General features: G+C 43.2%; 12 protein-coding genes and 1 tRNA gene. 2 read left to right on the forward strand and 11 right to left on the reverse strand.

Annotation, left to right across the window (positions count from 1 at the left end; all coding sequences use genetic code 11):
* Positions 1-73 precede the first annotated feature (73 nt).
* Positions 74-2,101 (forward strand): acetate--CoA ligase family protein, encoded by a 2,028-nt coding sequence (locus WHS38_06020; protein MEJ5300529.1) that lies wholly within the window; start codon positions 74-76, stop codon positions 2,099-2,101.
* Here the strand turns inward: WHS38_06020 and WHS38_06025 are convergent.
* The 11 genes from WHS38_06025 to WHS38_06075 form a co-directional block, all read right to left on the reverse strand.
* Entirely contained in the window at positions 2,088-2,747 is a 660-nt protein-coding gene (locus WHS38_06025) for a class II aldolase/adducin family protein (protein ID MEJ5300530.1), read from the reverse strand. The genes WHS38_06020 and WHS38_06025 overlap by 14 nt on opposite strands.
* Positions 2,748-2,891: 144 nt before the next feature.
* A complete protein-coding gene (locus WHS38_06030) occupies positions 2,892-3,620 on the reverse strand; it encodes a hypothetical protein (GenBank protein MEJ5300531.1) in 729 nt (242 codons plus the stop codon).
* Between the two features lie 31 nt (positions 3,621-3,651).
* Positions 3,652-3,727, reverse strand: a tRNA-Ala gene (locus WHS38_06035).
* 152 nt (positions 3,728-3,879) lie between these two features.
* The gene (locus tag WHS38_06040) at positions 3,880-4,356 is read right to left on the reverse strand and encodes a PilZ domain-containing protein (protein ID MEJ5300532.1); all 477 of its coding nucleotides are present in this window, start codon (positions 4,354-4,356) and stop codon (positions 3,880-3,882) included.
* Between the two features lie 111 nt (positions 4,357-4,467).
* Positions 4,468-5,112, reverse strand: a complete 645-nt coding sequence (locus WHS38_06045; protein ID MEJ5300533.1) for a precorrin-8X methylmutase — start codon at positions 5,110-5,112, stop codon at positions 4,468-4,470.
* Between the two features lie 61 nt (positions 5,113-5,173).
* The gene (locus WHS38_06050; GenBank protein ID MEJ5300534.1) at positions 5,174-5,905 is read right to left on the reverse strand and encodes a ubiquinone/menaquinone biosynthesis methyltransferase; all 732 of its coding nucleotides are present in this window, start codon (positions 5,903-5,905) and stop codon (positions 5,174-5,176) included.
* Entirely contained in the window at positions 5,880-6,758 is an 879-nt protein-coding gene (locus tag WHS38_06055; protein ID MEJ5300535.1) for a UbiA-like polyprenyltransferase, read from the reverse strand. Before WHS38_06055 ends, WHS38_06050 begins: the two co-directional genes overlap by 26 nt.
* A gap of 4 nt (positions 6,759-6,762) precedes the next feature.
* Positions 6,763-9,096: a PAS domain S-box protein gene (locus WHS38_06060; protein ID MEJ5300536.1), complete on the reverse strand. Its 2,334-nt coding sequence runs from the start codon at positions 9,094-9,096 to the stop codon at positions 6,763-6,765.
* Positions 9,097-9,112: 16 nt separating this feature from the next.
* The gene (locus WHS38_06065) at positions 9,113-10,201 is read right to left on the reverse strand and encodes an ATP-binding protein (protein MEJ5300537.1); all 1,089 of its coding nucleotides are present in this window, start codon (positions 10,199-10,201) and stop codon (positions 9,113-9,115) included.
* A gap of 29 nt (positions 10,202-10,230) precedes the next feature.
* Positions 10,231-12,129: a PAS domain-containing protein gene (locus WHS38_06070; GenBank protein MEJ5300538.1), complete on the reverse strand. Its 1,899-nt coding sequence runs from the start codon at positions 12,127-12,129 to the stop codon at positions 10,231-10,233.
* 5 nt (positions 12,130-12,134) lie between these two features.
* The gene (locus WHS38_06075; protein MEJ5300539.1) at positions 12,135-13,982 is read right to left on the reverse strand and encodes a methyl-accepting chemotaxis protein; all 1,848 of its coding nucleotides are present in this window, start codon (positions 13,980-13,982) and stop codon (positions 12,135-12,137) included.
* 711 nt (positions 13,983-14,693) lie between these two features.
* Here WHS38_06075 and WHS38_06080 point away from each other — a divergent pair.
* Positions 14,694-16,226, forward strand: a complete 1,533-nt coding sequence (locus tag WHS38_06080; GenBank protein ID MEJ5300540.1) for a 2-isopropylmalate synthase — start codon at positions 14,694-14,696, stop codon at positions 16,224-16,226.
* Positions 16,227-16,298 lie beyond the last annotated feature (72 nt).

Consider the following 16,298-nt stretch of genomic DNA (forward strand, 5'->3'; position numbering starts at 1 on the left):
CCTACGGCTTAAAAGTCATGTTTAAGAAATTACCTTTGTTTCACTAACACTAACACCATGGAGGGTAACAACCATGACGGATGCCCTGAAAGGACTTTTTCAACCAAGAAGTGTAGCTGTAATTGGTGCATCCGATAACCCGGCAAAACTTGGGCATACTATACTGAAAAATATCGTTGACAGCGGATTCCAAGGAGCCATCTATCCTATCAATCCAAAGGCTCCGGAAATTTTAAATCTAAGGTGTTTTAAAAGTGTAGCCGATGTGCCTGACTCCATAGACATGGCTGTAGTTGTCGTGCCAGCACCAGCGGTACCTCAGGTTATAAGCGAATGTGGAGAAAAAAGAATAAAAGCTGCTGTAATTATCACCGGCGGATTTGCGGAAGCAGGGCCTCAAGGAGAAAAGCTCCAGCAAGAAATCGTCAATATAGCTAAACAAAACGACATCAGGCTACTTGGACCTAACTGTCAGGGAATTAACATACCTTACCTTCCCATTTGTGCATCCTGGCCTCTTCTTACCGCAAAGGGTCGCGTGGCAGTTATAAGTCAGAGCGGCACGGTGGGAGCCGCTATGATGGATTGGTTTTCTAGAGAAGGTTTAGGAGTTTCCGCTTTTGTAAGTCTTGGTAACCGATGCGATATTGATGAAACAGATCTCGTAGCCTATTTTGGAAAGGACGACAAAACTGCCGTTATAGCGCTCTACATTGAAGGGCTTAAAAATCCCGAAGCCTTCAAACAAGTTCTTGAATCGGTTCAAAAACCCATTGTGCTCCTAAAATCTGGTAGAACTCCCAAAGGAATAAAAGCCGCCGAATCCCATACAAGATCACTTGCAGGCGATGACGCCCTTTACAATGCTCTGTGCCGAAAGTATCAGATACATCGTGCTGACACAATAGAAGAATTCTACGATCTTGCTAAAGCCTTTGCCTATCTCCCCAAGCCCAGTGGTAATAAGATATTCTTCGTTACCACATCTGGTGGAGCTGGTATTCTTGCCACGGATCAAGCGGAAAGGGAAGGCCTCGATGTAGCTTCTCTTCCTGAAGATCTGGCCATACAACTTAAACCTATTATTCCCCCCCATGCTATCTGCTCCAATCCGCTTGATCTCACGGGCGATGCCACGGCAGCTATGTTTGGAGAAGTGATAAGAATAGTTCGCAGTTCCTACGACATTGTGGGAGTAATCTTTGGTGATCCAGTGGTAGGGGCTTCAGATGTCGTAAATCCATCCAGTAATGAACTAGTAATATTCCTTGGAGGAGCTGATGTAGAAGAAGCAGAGAAACAGAAAATGCATCAGATAGGCATACCTGTGTTCCCTACTCCAGAACGGGGAGTGCACGCCATAGCCCAACTTGTCCCGCCCGATAAGAAAGGCAAAAAGGAACTTCCTTACTCTATGCCCAAATTAGACTCTCTCCCGGATAATTCAGAGCTTCTAACACCTTCGCAAGCTCTTACATTTCTGAAGGAGGCAGGCTTTCCATGCGTCCATTTTCAACATGCCGAAAGCGCAGGTAAAGCAGTGCATATAGCTCATCTCATGGGATTTCCTGTTGCGGTTAAGATCGATTCAGCTCTTGTAGCCCATAAAACCGATGTTGGTGGAGTAATTCTTAATGTTCAATCGGCTACGGGGGTGCGCCGCGCTTTTGAGCAGATACGCGAAAGGTTTTCTCAGGTCTTTCCATCCCTCCCTTTTCCCGGTGTGGTCATAATGCCTATGGCTGAGCGGGGACAAGAGTTTATAATGGGCGCACACAGAACGCCCGATTTCGGAACGGTAATTCTCTTTGGACTGGGTGGTCTTTATGTTGAACTTTTCCAGGATGTTTCTATAAGGCTCCTTCCCGCAAGCCGAAGAGATATCGACGACATAATAAGCGAGACTAAAGCATCCGCTTTCTTTGCTGGCATTCGGAATAGAGAACCTCTCGATAAGAAAGCCATTATAGACGGATTGGAAACGCTCGCCAGACTTATGGAAGAACACCCTGAAATTGTTACTATAGACATCAATCCACTCATAGCTTATCCCGAAGGCTATGCGGTGGTCGATGCGCGTATAATTATCAGGAAGTCCTAGAATGGACAGCGTGGAAAACGCTAGAAAGGCGAGCCAAATCTTCTGGCGAGAGAGGTTGAGGAATTTTACCTCCGGAAAGGATAAAGGAAAGTATAAATATAAGAGCTGCATGTTCAAGTTTTTCAAGTATAAAAAAAGCTCGCTCCAGATCGGACGCCATGGTTAAAGAGCCATGGCGTTCAAGAAGTATTGCGTTGTGGTTTGGAATAAAAGGTGCTACAGATTCAGGTAGATCCGTCGTTGATGGGGTAGCATAGGGAGCAATAGGGATTGATTTTACAGTCAGCCAGAGTTCGGGGAGAAGTGCCGCATCAAAGGGAAGTTTTGCCAGAGTAATAGCTGTAAGAATTGGCGGATGAGCATGAATTACAGCATCAATATCTTTTCTTAAAGCATACACAAGAAGATGAAGTCGAATTTCCGAAGAAGGTTTGCCCTTTCCTTCTATAATCTGGCCGTTGCTGTCAACTACTATCAAATCATCTTCTGACAGAAACCCCTTGGAAACACCGGACGGAGTTACCAAAAGGCGATTATCTCCAAGTTTACAACTCATATTGCCGTCTGTTGCACTAACCAATCCCTTGGCGTAAAGTCGCTGTCCTATAGTAACCATCAAATGTCGAAGTTCTAATTCATTTTTCATGGTGAAATTCCCAGTGTAATAACAATTGAGGCAACCTCATGGGTTGCCTTTTGATTGTATCTTGGCGTGGTTAATCATTTTACTGTATCGCCCAAATAACAACGAAATTATCCCCAAAAAGCCAATCCTAAAATTCATCAAGGGCTAATAATCCGTTTTCACTATTAAAATTCCCTGCTCATCCGCTTTCTTTTCTACATCTTCCTTAACTTCGACCGCAACCACACAAGGAATAACTTCTTCGCCGAGAACATGAGCAAGAATGCTAGCTCGTTCTGTAGCCCTATCCAGATCATTTTCAAAAAGGCTGTACGACACTTCTACCGCAAGCACTACTCTTTTCTTAGTCGACTTGATTTCACCTCTTAAAACAATGTCCACCTGTAAAACGCTCAAACGTTCTTCTTCTGTGATAATTCCACTTTCTTCGAGTTCATCAATTCTAGGTAAGAGTTCTTCTATCGGAATTAGTCTGGTTTTTCTTAGCAATTTTCCAAAGTAAGCGTAGTAACGCTCTCTTATTGTTCGTTCAAAGTCTTTCCCCTTAAATCTCCCGAATTCACCCTTGAGATAAGCCACATCCTGCTTAAGAATAGCTACATCCTGCTTAAGAATAGCTACATCCTGCTTAAGAATAGCTACATCCTGCTTGAGAATGGCTACATCTTGTTTTAATTCCTCCACATCTCTTTCTATCCTGTCTACGCGTTTTAGAAGTTCATCAAACTTCTTTGGTAGTGCAAGGAGCTCTTCAGTAAGGATAAGTTTGCGCAATTCTTCCAACCAATCTGGGTGAGCCCTTAGAGCACGAATAATATCAGCAAAGGTAAGCACAGGGTATTTTTCCATTTCTTTAAGTATTTCTTCCTGCATGTCTCCAATCCAGCAAGTATTTGCTAATTTCTGGTGGAGATGACGGGATTCGAACCCGTGACCTCAGCCTTGCGAAGGCTGCGCTCTCCCACCTGAGCTACATCCCCACATTCCAAAGACTCAGACAACCAGGATAGACCATATTTTGGCTTTTCACTATACAATCCGGGAGGGATTGTCAACATCGTTCAGAAAAACCTTGAACTTATCTTCCATCCCAAAAACTAACTGGTTTGAGCCAGGGCTAAGCCAAAGCTTTTCATTGCATCAAATAAAAACCAAGCACCTTATCATAACTTCTATCTTGCACGAATTCAAGCCCAGCAAAGTGCTTATTAACATGTCTCACAACAGCAATCCTTTCAATGAGGGATTTATGCGTATCATCAAGATTAAATTTTACCTCGACTTGATCCCCTTCTTTAAGTTTATCGACAAAAGGGGATCGAATTCCAATACCACTAAAAGAAATATTCTCAACAATCATTGGGTATTCACGCCCATCTTCGCTTATACGGAATGTCCCCCTCAGGTTAACCGCCTTACGATAATGCTTTCTGGCATCCATCACAATCCTGAAGCTGTTTCCACAGGGACAGGTAACCATAACAGGCTTGGACATCATCTGAGGGCTTATGCCTGAGAGCTTTTTTGCTCTACCGCAGATGTCGCACACCACAACAGCACTTCCATCTTTGACGAACACTCGTTTAATCTGTAAATTCCTGGTGTTCATTCCTCTCAGGCACCATCTTAAACTAAGTTTTCAAAAAAATCTTAGTTTTAATGCAGGCTTTCTATTTTCAAAATATAAACAAAGACTACATCTTAGCAACATTCACGAACGCTAAAATTTCTCAGCTATCACATCCATAAGCCCATGCAACATAGCAACAGCTACCGGGCTACCCCCTTTTCTCCCTTCAACGGTAATCGATGGGACAAAAGAAATTTCCCGCAACAACTTCTTAGACTCAACAGCCTGCACAAAACCCACAGGAACACCTACTACTAAAGACGGAAGAGCAACTCCTTCTTCAACAAGCCTAACAATTTCAATAAGAGCCGTCGGAGCATTTCCCACCGCAACAATAGATCCATCCAACTCACGCCCCACAGAACGAAATGCCGCTACAGAGCGAGTAACACCCCATTCTTTAGCCAGCCTGTGAGTTTCAGGATCGGACACCGGCACCTTAACTTCTACCCCAAATTTCTCAAGTCGTCTTGGCGAGAGACCTGCAGCAATCATACGAGTGTCAACAAAAATGGTAGCACCTCTCCGTAAAGCCTTCTTGCAAGAGCTAATAGCTTCAGGATGAAAATGAATAAGCCTTGCAAATTCAAAATCTCCCGTCGTGTGAATAACTCTTCTCACTATAGGCCAGTGAAGTTCGTCAAAACCGTGAAAACCTATTTCTTCATCGATTATCCTGAAGCTTTCTTCCTCAATACTTTTCCCCACCGGAACAATTTCTCTAATATCCATCATGAATAAAACTCAAACCTCCTCAAGACCTTCTGAAAGTCCAATATTTTCACGCAAAGCCAAACTAGACTTTTCGTGCTCTCACAAAATACGACACACCGGCAAGAAACATGTGAACTTCTTCAACCCTGAATTTTTCTGCTTCAAGAGCTTGCACCATATCGGCGGGAGAAATAAAATGTTCAACCGAGGTAGGAAGATATCTGTAGGCTTCCCTGTCGCCGGAAACAATTCCACCAATAAAAGGAAGAATTTTCTGAAAATAAAAAAGATAAATCGATCGAAAAAGTGGCTTAGGGGGTATGCTAAATTCCAGTATGAGAAGCTCTCCAGAACGTTTCAGCACACGCCGAAATTCTTTCAAAATAGGCGATAAGCCTTCTTTACCTTCCAGCGCACCAGGCATATTTCTTATTCCATAGGCAACCATCAAAGCATCCGCAATGTCAGATTTGACCGGAAGAAACTGGGCATCCCCTCGAACAACCCAATATCCTTTATAATTCCTACCTTTAATTATCGCTCGCCTTAGCATAGCTTCGGCAATATCGATCCCTATAACCCTAACCGAAGGCTTTATACGAAGGAGCGAAAAAGCCAAATCACCTGTCCCGGTAGCCACATCCACAACATAAGCACCATCAGAAAGCCTAAGAGACTTTACGGCTTCTCTACGCCACCACAAATCCATCCCGGAAGACAAAAGATGATTCAGAAAATCATAAACCGGTGCAATGCGATCAAACATGGCACCGATGCGTCTTGGATTTTTATCGAGCGAAACTGAAGAACACATCTGCCCCAATACCCACAAAGAGAAAAATGGATACAAGACTGTTTACATGAAAAAACGCTACAGGAACTTTTGACAGATCATCAGGTTTTACCATTCTGTGTTCCCATACAAGCAGCAGACCAATTACGATTAGAAAAAATCCGTAGATTTTTCCCAGTCCAAAAAGCGGGATAAGCAACGCCAAAAAGATAAAAGTCGCACAATGAAGTATCGATGAAATAAGAAGAGCCTTCCTGACTCCAATTCTTGCCGGTATGGAATAGAGCCCGATTTGACGGTCAAAATCTATATCCTGGCAGGCATATAAAATATCAAAGCCGGCGATGTAAGTAAGAAGAGCAAGAGAAAGAGGAACAATTCGCCAGTCCCAGGTTCCCACCACCGCAATCCAGGCACCAAGAGGTGCAAGACCTATAGCAAAACCGAGATAAATATGACTCCAGGCGGTAAAACGCTTTGTATAGGAATAACTAAAAAGCACGGCAAGAACCGGAAAGGAAAGCCAAAAGCATAACTTCCCAAGCTGATAGGCACTCAAAACAAAGAGCGCTGAAAAGGCAACAACCAGCAAAAGAATAGCCTTAGAAGAAATCTCACCGGTTACCGAAGGTCTTGAAGCAGTGCGAGGATTCAGTCGATCGAAGTGTAAATCCGCCCATCGATTAAAGCCCATTGCCGCAGAGCGAGCCCCCACCATTGCAAGAAGAATCCAGAATAGAGTTCTCAACGTGACGGGGCGAGCATGCACGTGAGCCAGCACCACAGAAGAAAGCGCAAAAGGCATCGCAAAAACTGTGTGACTAAATTTTATGAGTCTTCCAAAACGATAAATAGCTCGAACTACAACTTCCATTCCTTCAACTGCTGCCTTTCCTGTTCTGATTCCTTCCCAAAAACTCTACATCAGATCTTTCCAAAGAGGCAAATATTTCCTGAAGCTTAGTCGCAGAAAATGGCTTGTAAAGCAAAAGAATATTCTCAGCTCTGCAAGCTTCAATTACCTCTCCTCTGACATATTCGGTCATTAGAACAGATTTAATATGCGGCAGGCGACGAGAAATTTCCTTAATCATTTCATACCCATCACCATCAGGAAGTCCTATATCAGAAATAACCACATCCAGATCTTTTCCGATTCTCTCTACCAAATGAAGCGCTTCCTTAACCGATCCGGCTTTTTCAACCTTATGACCAAAAGACACCAGCATCTCACATAAAACATTTCTGAGAGCCAGATTATCTTCCACAACCAGCACCCTTCTAGGTTTCAACGATTCTACAAGGAATACTTTCTCTTCCTGATCAGATTTTACACTTTCTACCTCCCAATCCTCCCCTTCTTCCTCCCACACCGGGAAATAAACATGAAAAGCCGTTCCCAGAGAATAGGAGCTTTCAACTCTCACAAAACCTCCAAGCCTCTTTAATTCGCTCCAAACTATATAAAGCCCCAACCCATGCCCACCACTTTCCTTCCTAGAATAAAAAGGCTCAAATATTTTCTGAAGCGTTTTTTCGTCCATCCCCACCCCAGTATCCTTCACCGTGACAAGCACAAATCTGCCAGGCTTCACGTTTTCCTCACCAGGCGGAATTTCTTCGGGAGGAACTCGAACATCCCTGCTCTTTACCAAAAGTGTGCCTCCTTCGGGCATGGCATCCTGAGCATTAAGGAAAAGATTAAGCAGGATGCGATCAATCTGCCCCGGTAAGGCTTTGACACTTCCAGCCAGAGGATCAAGTTCAAACTGCAGATGGATATTTTCCCGAAAAATTCGTCGAACAAATTTTTCCAGAGTCTGAATAACTCCATTCACACTTATAGCCCTGGGCTTTTCTTCCCTTTCCTCTTCGCCTCCCCTTGCAAATCCCATCAACTGACGGCAAAGAGAAACTCCCTGACCTAAAGCCAGTTCTATCTCTCTTCTATGCCGAGCTATTTGAGAATGATCTTTTAACTCCCGAACAATGAGCTCCATGCTGTTCTGGATGACCATCAAAATGTTTCTAAAGTCGTGAGCTATACCAGCAGCAAGCCTTCCCAAAGCTTCCATTCTTTGAAGATGAGACATGTAGCGTTCCATAGAGCGTTCCAGAGTAACATCATGAGCGATCTGAATAGCCCCGATCAACCGTCCCTTTCGATCATAAAGCCTTGACGCAATTAGTCTTGCAATCTTGGGTTTTCCCTCAACTTCGAAGATAACCTCGCAGGTAATCGCTTCCGGTATCAAGGGATACCTAGAAACACCTTTTTTGCTCATCTTTTTAACAAGTGTTTCAGCATCAAATGTGATAAGAAGTTCAGCCAATGTAGCTGGAGGAATTTCCCTTCCCGGATAAAGCACTCCAAAACCTTCCCCTGGTTTTTTGCCTATTATTTCTGTTCTCGAAATACCAGTAAGATTCTCACAGGAGGTGTTCCATAACGCAACTCTCCCTTCCTGATCTATAACAAAAATGGGCATAGGATTCCTATCTAGCACCAATTCCAAATACTCCCAGCTTTTCCTGAGTTCTCGCTCAGCCTGCTTTTCCCTGGTCCGATCCCTAAATACACACAAAATCCCCTCTTCACCATTGGTAACCAACCGACTTGCTCGAACTTCTGCTTCAATCCTTCTCCCATCTTCCCCTATTAATATCCACTCATGGCTCTTACCACTGTTTTGAATACCCGAATGAATTATTTCCTGAACGGAAGTTCCTTCGATCTGATCAGGGGCGCTAAAAAGAGAAAGGTGCGAACCTCGTAGCTTATCGATAGAAAAGCCGAAAAGCTTCTCCGCCGAACTGTTAGCATCCAAAATATTCCCTTCCCTACCAATAATCAAAATAGCATCGGAAACATTATGAAAAATCGCTCTATAGCGTTTTTCGCTCGTTATTAGCTTTTGAGTAGTGTTTTGAACAAATCTAAAAAGAAATCCCAAACGGTAAACACCTAAAAGAAGAAGCAAAGAAGTTCCAAGTCCAATCGATTCTTCCACAAAACTGACTGTTTCCAGTATCTCACCCGATCCGGTTGTTATTCGAATAAGTCCGAAAAACCTTCTAAAAACCATAAGCAAAATAGCAATACACACAAAAAGCCAGGCTCCTTTAGCAGGGTTTTCCTTGAAGAACCTGGCAGCCATAACAGCGGCTGTAAGCTGAATGCATATTGAAGTTAGAATAATCCATTCAACCATACTTCATATTTCCTCTTTATAGACGTTCTTGAACTGACTCTTCGTGAGCCTTTCCAATCTCTCCACAAGCTTGAAGGATGGAAACCATATCGCTCAGTGAAACTGGCTTCACTATCACGAAGCGAACACCTAAGAGTTCGGCTTCCTTTTTCATTTTTTCTTCCAAATATCCCGTCATAACTACCATGGGAAAGTCTGGACGAATACTGAAAAATCGCCTGACAAGCTCCAAACCGGTCATCTTTGGCATCCGATAATCAACAATTGCCACATCGAAGCTAAAGGGCGATTCCGCAAAGCTTTTTAATGCTTCGTAAGGACAGGAAAAGGTCGTAACATGAAATCCTTCCATTTCAAGTTCAATTTTAAGCATCTTTAGTAGAGCTTCGTCATCATCAACAACAAGAACTCTCATAAGCTGTCGATAAGCTTTAGAGACATCCTTGCTATCTTCTCCAACCCATTCTTTTTGAGTTTCAACAGCCTTTTTGTCCAAAACTGGTATAAGAATCTTGAAGGTTGTCCCCTTTTTGGGTCTGCTTTCTACTTGTATCATACCTCCCATGTTTTTTACGGCGTTATAGACAATAGTAAGTCCCATTCCTGTGCCTTGCCCAGGTGGCTTTGTTGTAAAACAGGGATCAAAAATACGATGGATAATCGAAGGATCAATACCACAACCGGTATCGCTAACGCATAACTTCATGTAAGAACTCTTTCCGACTTCCAGGCCGTTCGGAAACCCATCCTCAGTAAAACACTTTCTTAAGCTTATAGTGATCCTTCCTCGATCCTCTATCGCCTGCACAGCATTAACAACAAGGTTCATCAAGATCTGCTGAAATTCGGTGGGTGAAGCCAGAACGGTATCATCTTCTCCGGGTGTAACCTCAATTTTGCTTACAAATTCTATGTTACTCGGTATAAGCTGTTGCAAAAACTTGACGTTTTCCTTGATCAGAACCGACAGAGAAACCGGAATTTTATCCTCCGGTGCCCCTCTGGCAAACCGCAAAATACCATCCACAAGACGTTTGGCTCTGTTACCAGCCTGAAAAACTTCTTCTAGAAAAGATCTCAATGGATGATTTTCTGCCATTTTCATAAGAGCGATCTCGGTATAGCCCAGGATAATCATAAGGATGTTGTTGAAATCATGAGCAATCCTGTTGCAAGAGTCCCCAGGCTTTCCATTTTTTGGGCAATAAAGAGCTGATTCTGAAGGCTTACTTCTTTTGTCACATCTCTAAAGAAAAGAAGTTTTCGTTGCTTATCTTCTTTGCTCGTCCACAAGGAAATCGACACGTCCCACACGGAAGCTTCTTTATCAGGCTTGGAAAAGACTCTTACACGCCCTCTCCAAGCTTGTCCCTCTTCCAAAGCTTTTAGAAACTCCATGCCAGCCTGGTCAAGCGCTATGATAGGCAAAAGAATAGCTTTTATCTCTTCACAAAGTTGAATATCAGGACATTCTGTCATCATCAAAAAGGCTTTATTTGCCCACAAAATCCGTCCCTTACTTCCCACAAGCACAAATCCATCGGAACTTCTATCAAGAGCTTCCCTCAGAAGTCTTATTTCCCAATCTGATCTGATTCTCCAGGAAATATCTCGCCATATCCCCTGAATTACGAACTTCTTGCCGTTATAGATTTTAATTGCTTCATCTCGAACCCACTTAACAATACCCGATTTATCCACAACTCTATATTCCAGGCGAAGCAGAGTAGCTTCAGCATCATGGACGAATCGTTTTATCTCGGCAAGAACTCTGTCTTTATCCTCCTTGTGGATAACATCGAACCATGGGAAGGGATATTCAACCGCTTCTTCAATCCCTAGAAATTCCCTAATCTGCGAACTGACAAAAATATACGAAAGTGGAGAATCCGGTTCTGCACGGTAAAGAATCCCCGGAATTTGATCCACAAGACGCCTGAGATCTGTTTGACTCTCTTCGTATTTCCTTATGGACTCTGATAGCCTATCTCCCATATCGTTAAACGCAAAAGCGAGACTTTTAAGTTCCAAAGGCCATGATGATGAAACAGGAATCCTATAGCGAATATTATGAATAAATTCCTCCACAGCTTTTCTAATTGCATCCACCGGTTCGAGAATAACTCTTTTCCCAAATAACCATCCTGCAATCACAGCAAGGAGACAAACCCCGGCAGCAATAATACCTTCGATCATCGCTTGTCTTCTTACTGGTTCGAGGACCTTTTCAGCAGGAATACCTACAGAAAGGTAAATACCTCCTTGCTCGAAGGAACCGCCTATGAAGCTGTAAACGTAAATTCTCTCGATACCATCAATACCTCTAGCTTGTAGGGAGGCTCTACCGATTCTACCGCTGATTTTCTGAAAAATATCCGCCTCGGGTAGCTTTTTTCCGATCCATTTTTCCGGCTCCAGAGTTCTGGCAAGCACAAGCCCTTCAGAATCCCGAATTGTTGCTATAGCATCGGGAGGAAGAACAAAGGACGTCAAGATACTTTGCAGGTAAGTCCACCGAATAACAACAAAAGCGGCTCCACCAAAAGAACCGTCCGGCTTTTCAACAGCTCGAGCCAGCACAAGGCCAGGCTGTCCAGTCACACGCTCCACAAGATAATGTCCCACAATTGGGCCTTTTAAGCTTCGGACTTTTTGAAACCAGGCTCTATCGCTTACATCAATAGAAAACAGCACTGGTGGAAATGTTTTAGCCACCAGCCCGTTTTCATCAACCAGACCTGCGCTGGCGTAGCGATCTTTAAGGGACTCCATCAAAAGATTAATAAGACGTTCCGATTCCTCAAAAGATTGCTGGTTGGCGGCTTGAATAATCTGAAGAAGCAAATCACATGATGAAGTCATAAGGTGTTCAAGTGGTTTTTCAATATCTTCGAGTGTTCTAAAGAGCTTTTCCTCCGCATGTCGCTTCTTCGCATCGGTCATACGAATCAAAATGGACGCATCAAGAACAACGAATGGAAGAATGATGAGAATCATGAGAAGGACTATGATGGTCTTTACGGAAACTTTCATTTATCCTACTCCTGCTTTTCAACCATACGTGCCAGGAGCTTGCCTTCTTCCTTTGACTTCTCAAAAAGTCGATTTTTCTTAGCAATAGCTTTGGTTCTAATGATTTGAAGAACCGGTTTCTTTTCTTCCCTGGGCTCTATCTCTAAAGTTTGTTCTGTATCGACTCCGCTTACTAGAGTTCTAAGTTCATTAACAGCCTTACGGATATCTCTTACGCGAACTCCCAGTTCTTGAGCCATAGAGGCTACCTGTTCTGCTGTAGCGGCATTTCGATTAACTACAGTGTCGATTTCTCTGAGAGCCACAGAAAGCTGTTCTATACCTACGGACTGTTCCTGGGAACTTTGAGCAATTTCTTCTACCAGAGAATTAACTTTCTTTTCCAAAGCCAGCACTTTTTCAAAGGATTCTTCGACCTTAAGAATCAAGGTTCTCCCGTTGGTAATCTTTTGAGCAGATAACTCAATAAGCTGGCTGGTTTCTTTTGCTGCTTGAGCTGCTTTTAAAGCAAGAGATCTGACTTCGTCAGCTACGACAGCAAAGCCGGCTCCAGCCTCACCAGCTCGAGCTGCTTCTACAGCCGCGTTAAGAGCCAGTAGGTTTGTTTGGAAAGCTATCTCATCAATCTTTTTCACAATAGAGTAAGTCTCTTCACCGGCTCGCTTAATATCATCCATAGCTGATACTGTATCTTTCAAAGCGGCATTAGCCTGAGTCATTGCTAATTCTGTGGTTGTCATTAGCTGTTTAATTTCATCGGCCCTTGCACTGTTTTGTTTTGCCATGGACGAAATTTCTTCAATGGAGGCAGAACTTTCTTCAACTGAAGCTGCCTGTTCAGATGCGCCCTCAGCAAGCTTGTGATTCTCGGAAATGAGAACAGATGAAACCGAAGCAATTTCTTCAGTGCCTCTGGAAACCTCTTTTTCCACCTTAGAAAGAGATTTTGTTATGGATCGAGTCACCAGAAAACCTACAACCAAGCCGATAATGAGTCCTCCAAAAGAGCAAGCCGCAAGGAGCTTTTGAAGAATGTTTATATTGCGAAAAGAATCATTCCGAAGCAGATTGCTTAATTCATCGATCTTATCAAGCGCTTCTCGGCTCGTAGCTATCATTTCTTTTTCACCCTGAACCCCCATTCTCATGGCATTGCGATATTTTTTTCCGACATCTCCGTATGAATCAACAGAACCTTTTAGAACAGAAAAGTTCTCTTGGGGGATGTTTCCTTCTAGCTTTGCAAGCGCATTTTGAACTACTTTCAACTGATTTTCGTAGGCATCAAAAGCTTTATCATCCTGGAAATGAACAGCGTAAAGAGCTCTAAGCCTCATGAAAAGAAAAGCTTCTTTAAATTCGTGAAGCTTTTCGGCGTTCTCCATTGATTGAAGTTGTCCCGTAATTTTTTCAGCTAGATCTCGCCATTCATTAAAGGCATCCTCTTTTGGCTGATAGGACGCTACGTATTTCGAAATAAAGGCATCGCGATATTTTTTGAGCCCATCCACTGAAGCTTCCAAAAGCTTACGGTAAGAATCAGGCAAATTTTTATCTTTCATTATATCTGAACAAACTTCTATAAGTTTGCCATATTCTACTTCCCATTTTTCAACAGAATTCAGCTTATCACCTTCAACCTTTCTGAACCCCCTTAGAGCGAAGTTTTTTTCATGCCTTCTAAGTTCAAGAATTTCTCTGGCTATCTCATCTGTTTTTGCCAGGACGAGACTGTTGTTTTTAATTTTAACAAGACTCCAAATCCCAATTCCTGAAACAATGAATAAAAGCCCGAGCAGAATTGATATCAAGCAAAGAATGCGAGTTGATACTTTCTGGAGACCATTTTTCATTTTTTCTCCCTCCTTGTTTTCTTAATCCATCTTTTTAGAGCAAAACTTATCATTGTGAGAAATTGCACATAACGTGCCAGGAAAATGGTATCCTTAAAAAATAGGATTAGAAAGGCATGTTCTAGGAAGTAAAAACTCACTTTCTGTCACATTTACATGACAATTTATCACTTCGATGAAACAGAGGCGCCCGCAAGCCCATAAAAATAATGCAAAGACATAGGTGGATAGAGTCAACTCGAAGTGACAGTTCAAAGAATGGGACATCAGGTTGCGTTTCTAATTTTTATGAACCCTGGAAAACTATCTTGACTCCGGAAAATTTCTTACATAAAAAATAAAAGCGTCTGGATCTTTTACAAAATGTAAAAAAGCATAACATCGAGGTATTAGAGGTAATAGTTGATGGTGATTGAGCGGCGCAATAAAGGGTTATGGCTACTTCTCCTCCTATCTTGTGAGGTTCCGGTCCGGGAACCCAGGGGGGATGCTGTTCGGTCACCTGGTTAAACATAAAGGCCGAAGGAAGCAGAAAAAGCCATGGGTTCCCGCCCATGGCTTTTTTATTTTCAATCATCACAAAAGGCGAAGAAAGGGGGTGATGGGTAATGGGACTTCAAGCGGATTTGTCTGACGGACTAGTTCACCTATGGTTAATGGAAACGGAAAAAACAAACATCAACGAAAACTCACGGGAAAAAGGAGTAAGCAATGAGCCGAAAAATACACATATTCGATACTACATTAAGAGATGGGGAACAAGTTCCGGGAGCGAAACTCAACAAGCGCCAGAAACTGGAAATAGCCGAACAGCTTGCACGCCTTGGGGTGGATATTATCGAAGCCGGCTTTCCATGCTCTTCACCCGAAGACTTTCAGGCAGTGAAAGCGGTAGCGGAGCAGGTCAAAGGACCCATCATCGCCGGTCTTGCTCGAGCCGTTGCTCAGGATATTGATATAGCCTGGGAAGCAGTGCGCAATGCTGAACGCCCCAGAATCCACGTATTCCTGGGATCTTCAGATATTCATCTCCAGAAAAAACTAAGACTCGATCGTGAATCGGCTCTGGAACAGGCAGTATGGGCAGTAACCTATGCTAAAAAATACTGTAGCGACGTGGAATATTCCACCGAGGACGCATCAAGAACTGATTTCGATTATCTCTGCCGGGTAGTTGAAGCGGTTATCAAAGCCGGAGCAACGGTAGTAAATATTCCCGATACGGTTGGCTATGCTATCCCTGAAGAATTTGGAGAAAGAATAAGGCTTCTCAAGGAAAGAGTCCCGGCACTTGATAATGTAATCCTCAGCGTCCATTGTCACAATGATTTGGGTCTCGCCGTAGCAAACACTCTCGCCGCGGTAAAAAATGGCGCCGAACAGGTAGAATGCACCATAAATGGTATCGGTGAACGAGCCGGAAACGCAGCGCTGGAAGAAATCGTTATGGCTATAAAAGTTCGACCCGAACATTATAACGCCTATACCGACCTTAAAACCCAGGAAATCTATCGCACAAGCCGTATGGTAAGCCGCATAATGAACATTCCCGTTCAGCCCAACAAAGCCATTGTTGGATCGAACGCCTTTGCACATTCATCGGGGATCCACCAAGACGGCATACTCAAAGATAGGCGCACCTATGAAATTATCCGTCCTGAAGATGTGGGCATTAAGGAACACAAGCTTGTGCTTACTGCCAGATCAGGTCGAGCAGCCCTCAGACATCAACTTGGACTTCTGGGATATGTGCTCCCGGAAGAGCAGTTTGAAAAAGTTTATCAAAGATTTCTCAATGTGGCGGATCGCAAAAAGGAAGTATCTTCAGAAGATTTGATAAGCATAGTAGAAATCGAACTGACTAAAGTTCCAGAAACATACTCTTTCCATAGCATTCAGATCATGAGCGGTAACACAATAACCCCCATAGCGTCGGTAACTCTTGTAAAAGGTGAAGAATACCTAAACGAAGCAGCAACTGGAAATGGTCCCGTTGACGCTGTTTTCAAGTGTATCGAAAAAATCGTTAAAAAATCGGCTAAACTGAGGGATTACGACCTGAAAGCCGTTACCACCGGAACGGATGCTCTCGGAGAAGCTATGGTTCGAGTGGAAATTGAAGGAACTATTTATTCGGGACTTGGCACGAGCCCTGACGTTATAGAAGCCAGCGCTAGAGCTTACCTTAACGCATTCAATCGCTATTTTGCGGCAAAGAATGGAAACAACAGCGTGAAAGTGTAACTTATATTATTCAAGGCGAAGCCCTCTACATGCAGGCTTCGCCTTTTCGGTCGTTATAAAATCACCCAGAAA

It is taken from the genome of Thermodesulforhabdaceae bacterium (genome assembly GCA_037482015.1).
In the GTDB taxonomy this organism is placed as follows: domain Bacteria; phylum Desulfobacterota; class Syntrophobacteria; order Syntrophobacterales; family Thermodesulforhabdaceae; genus JAOACS01.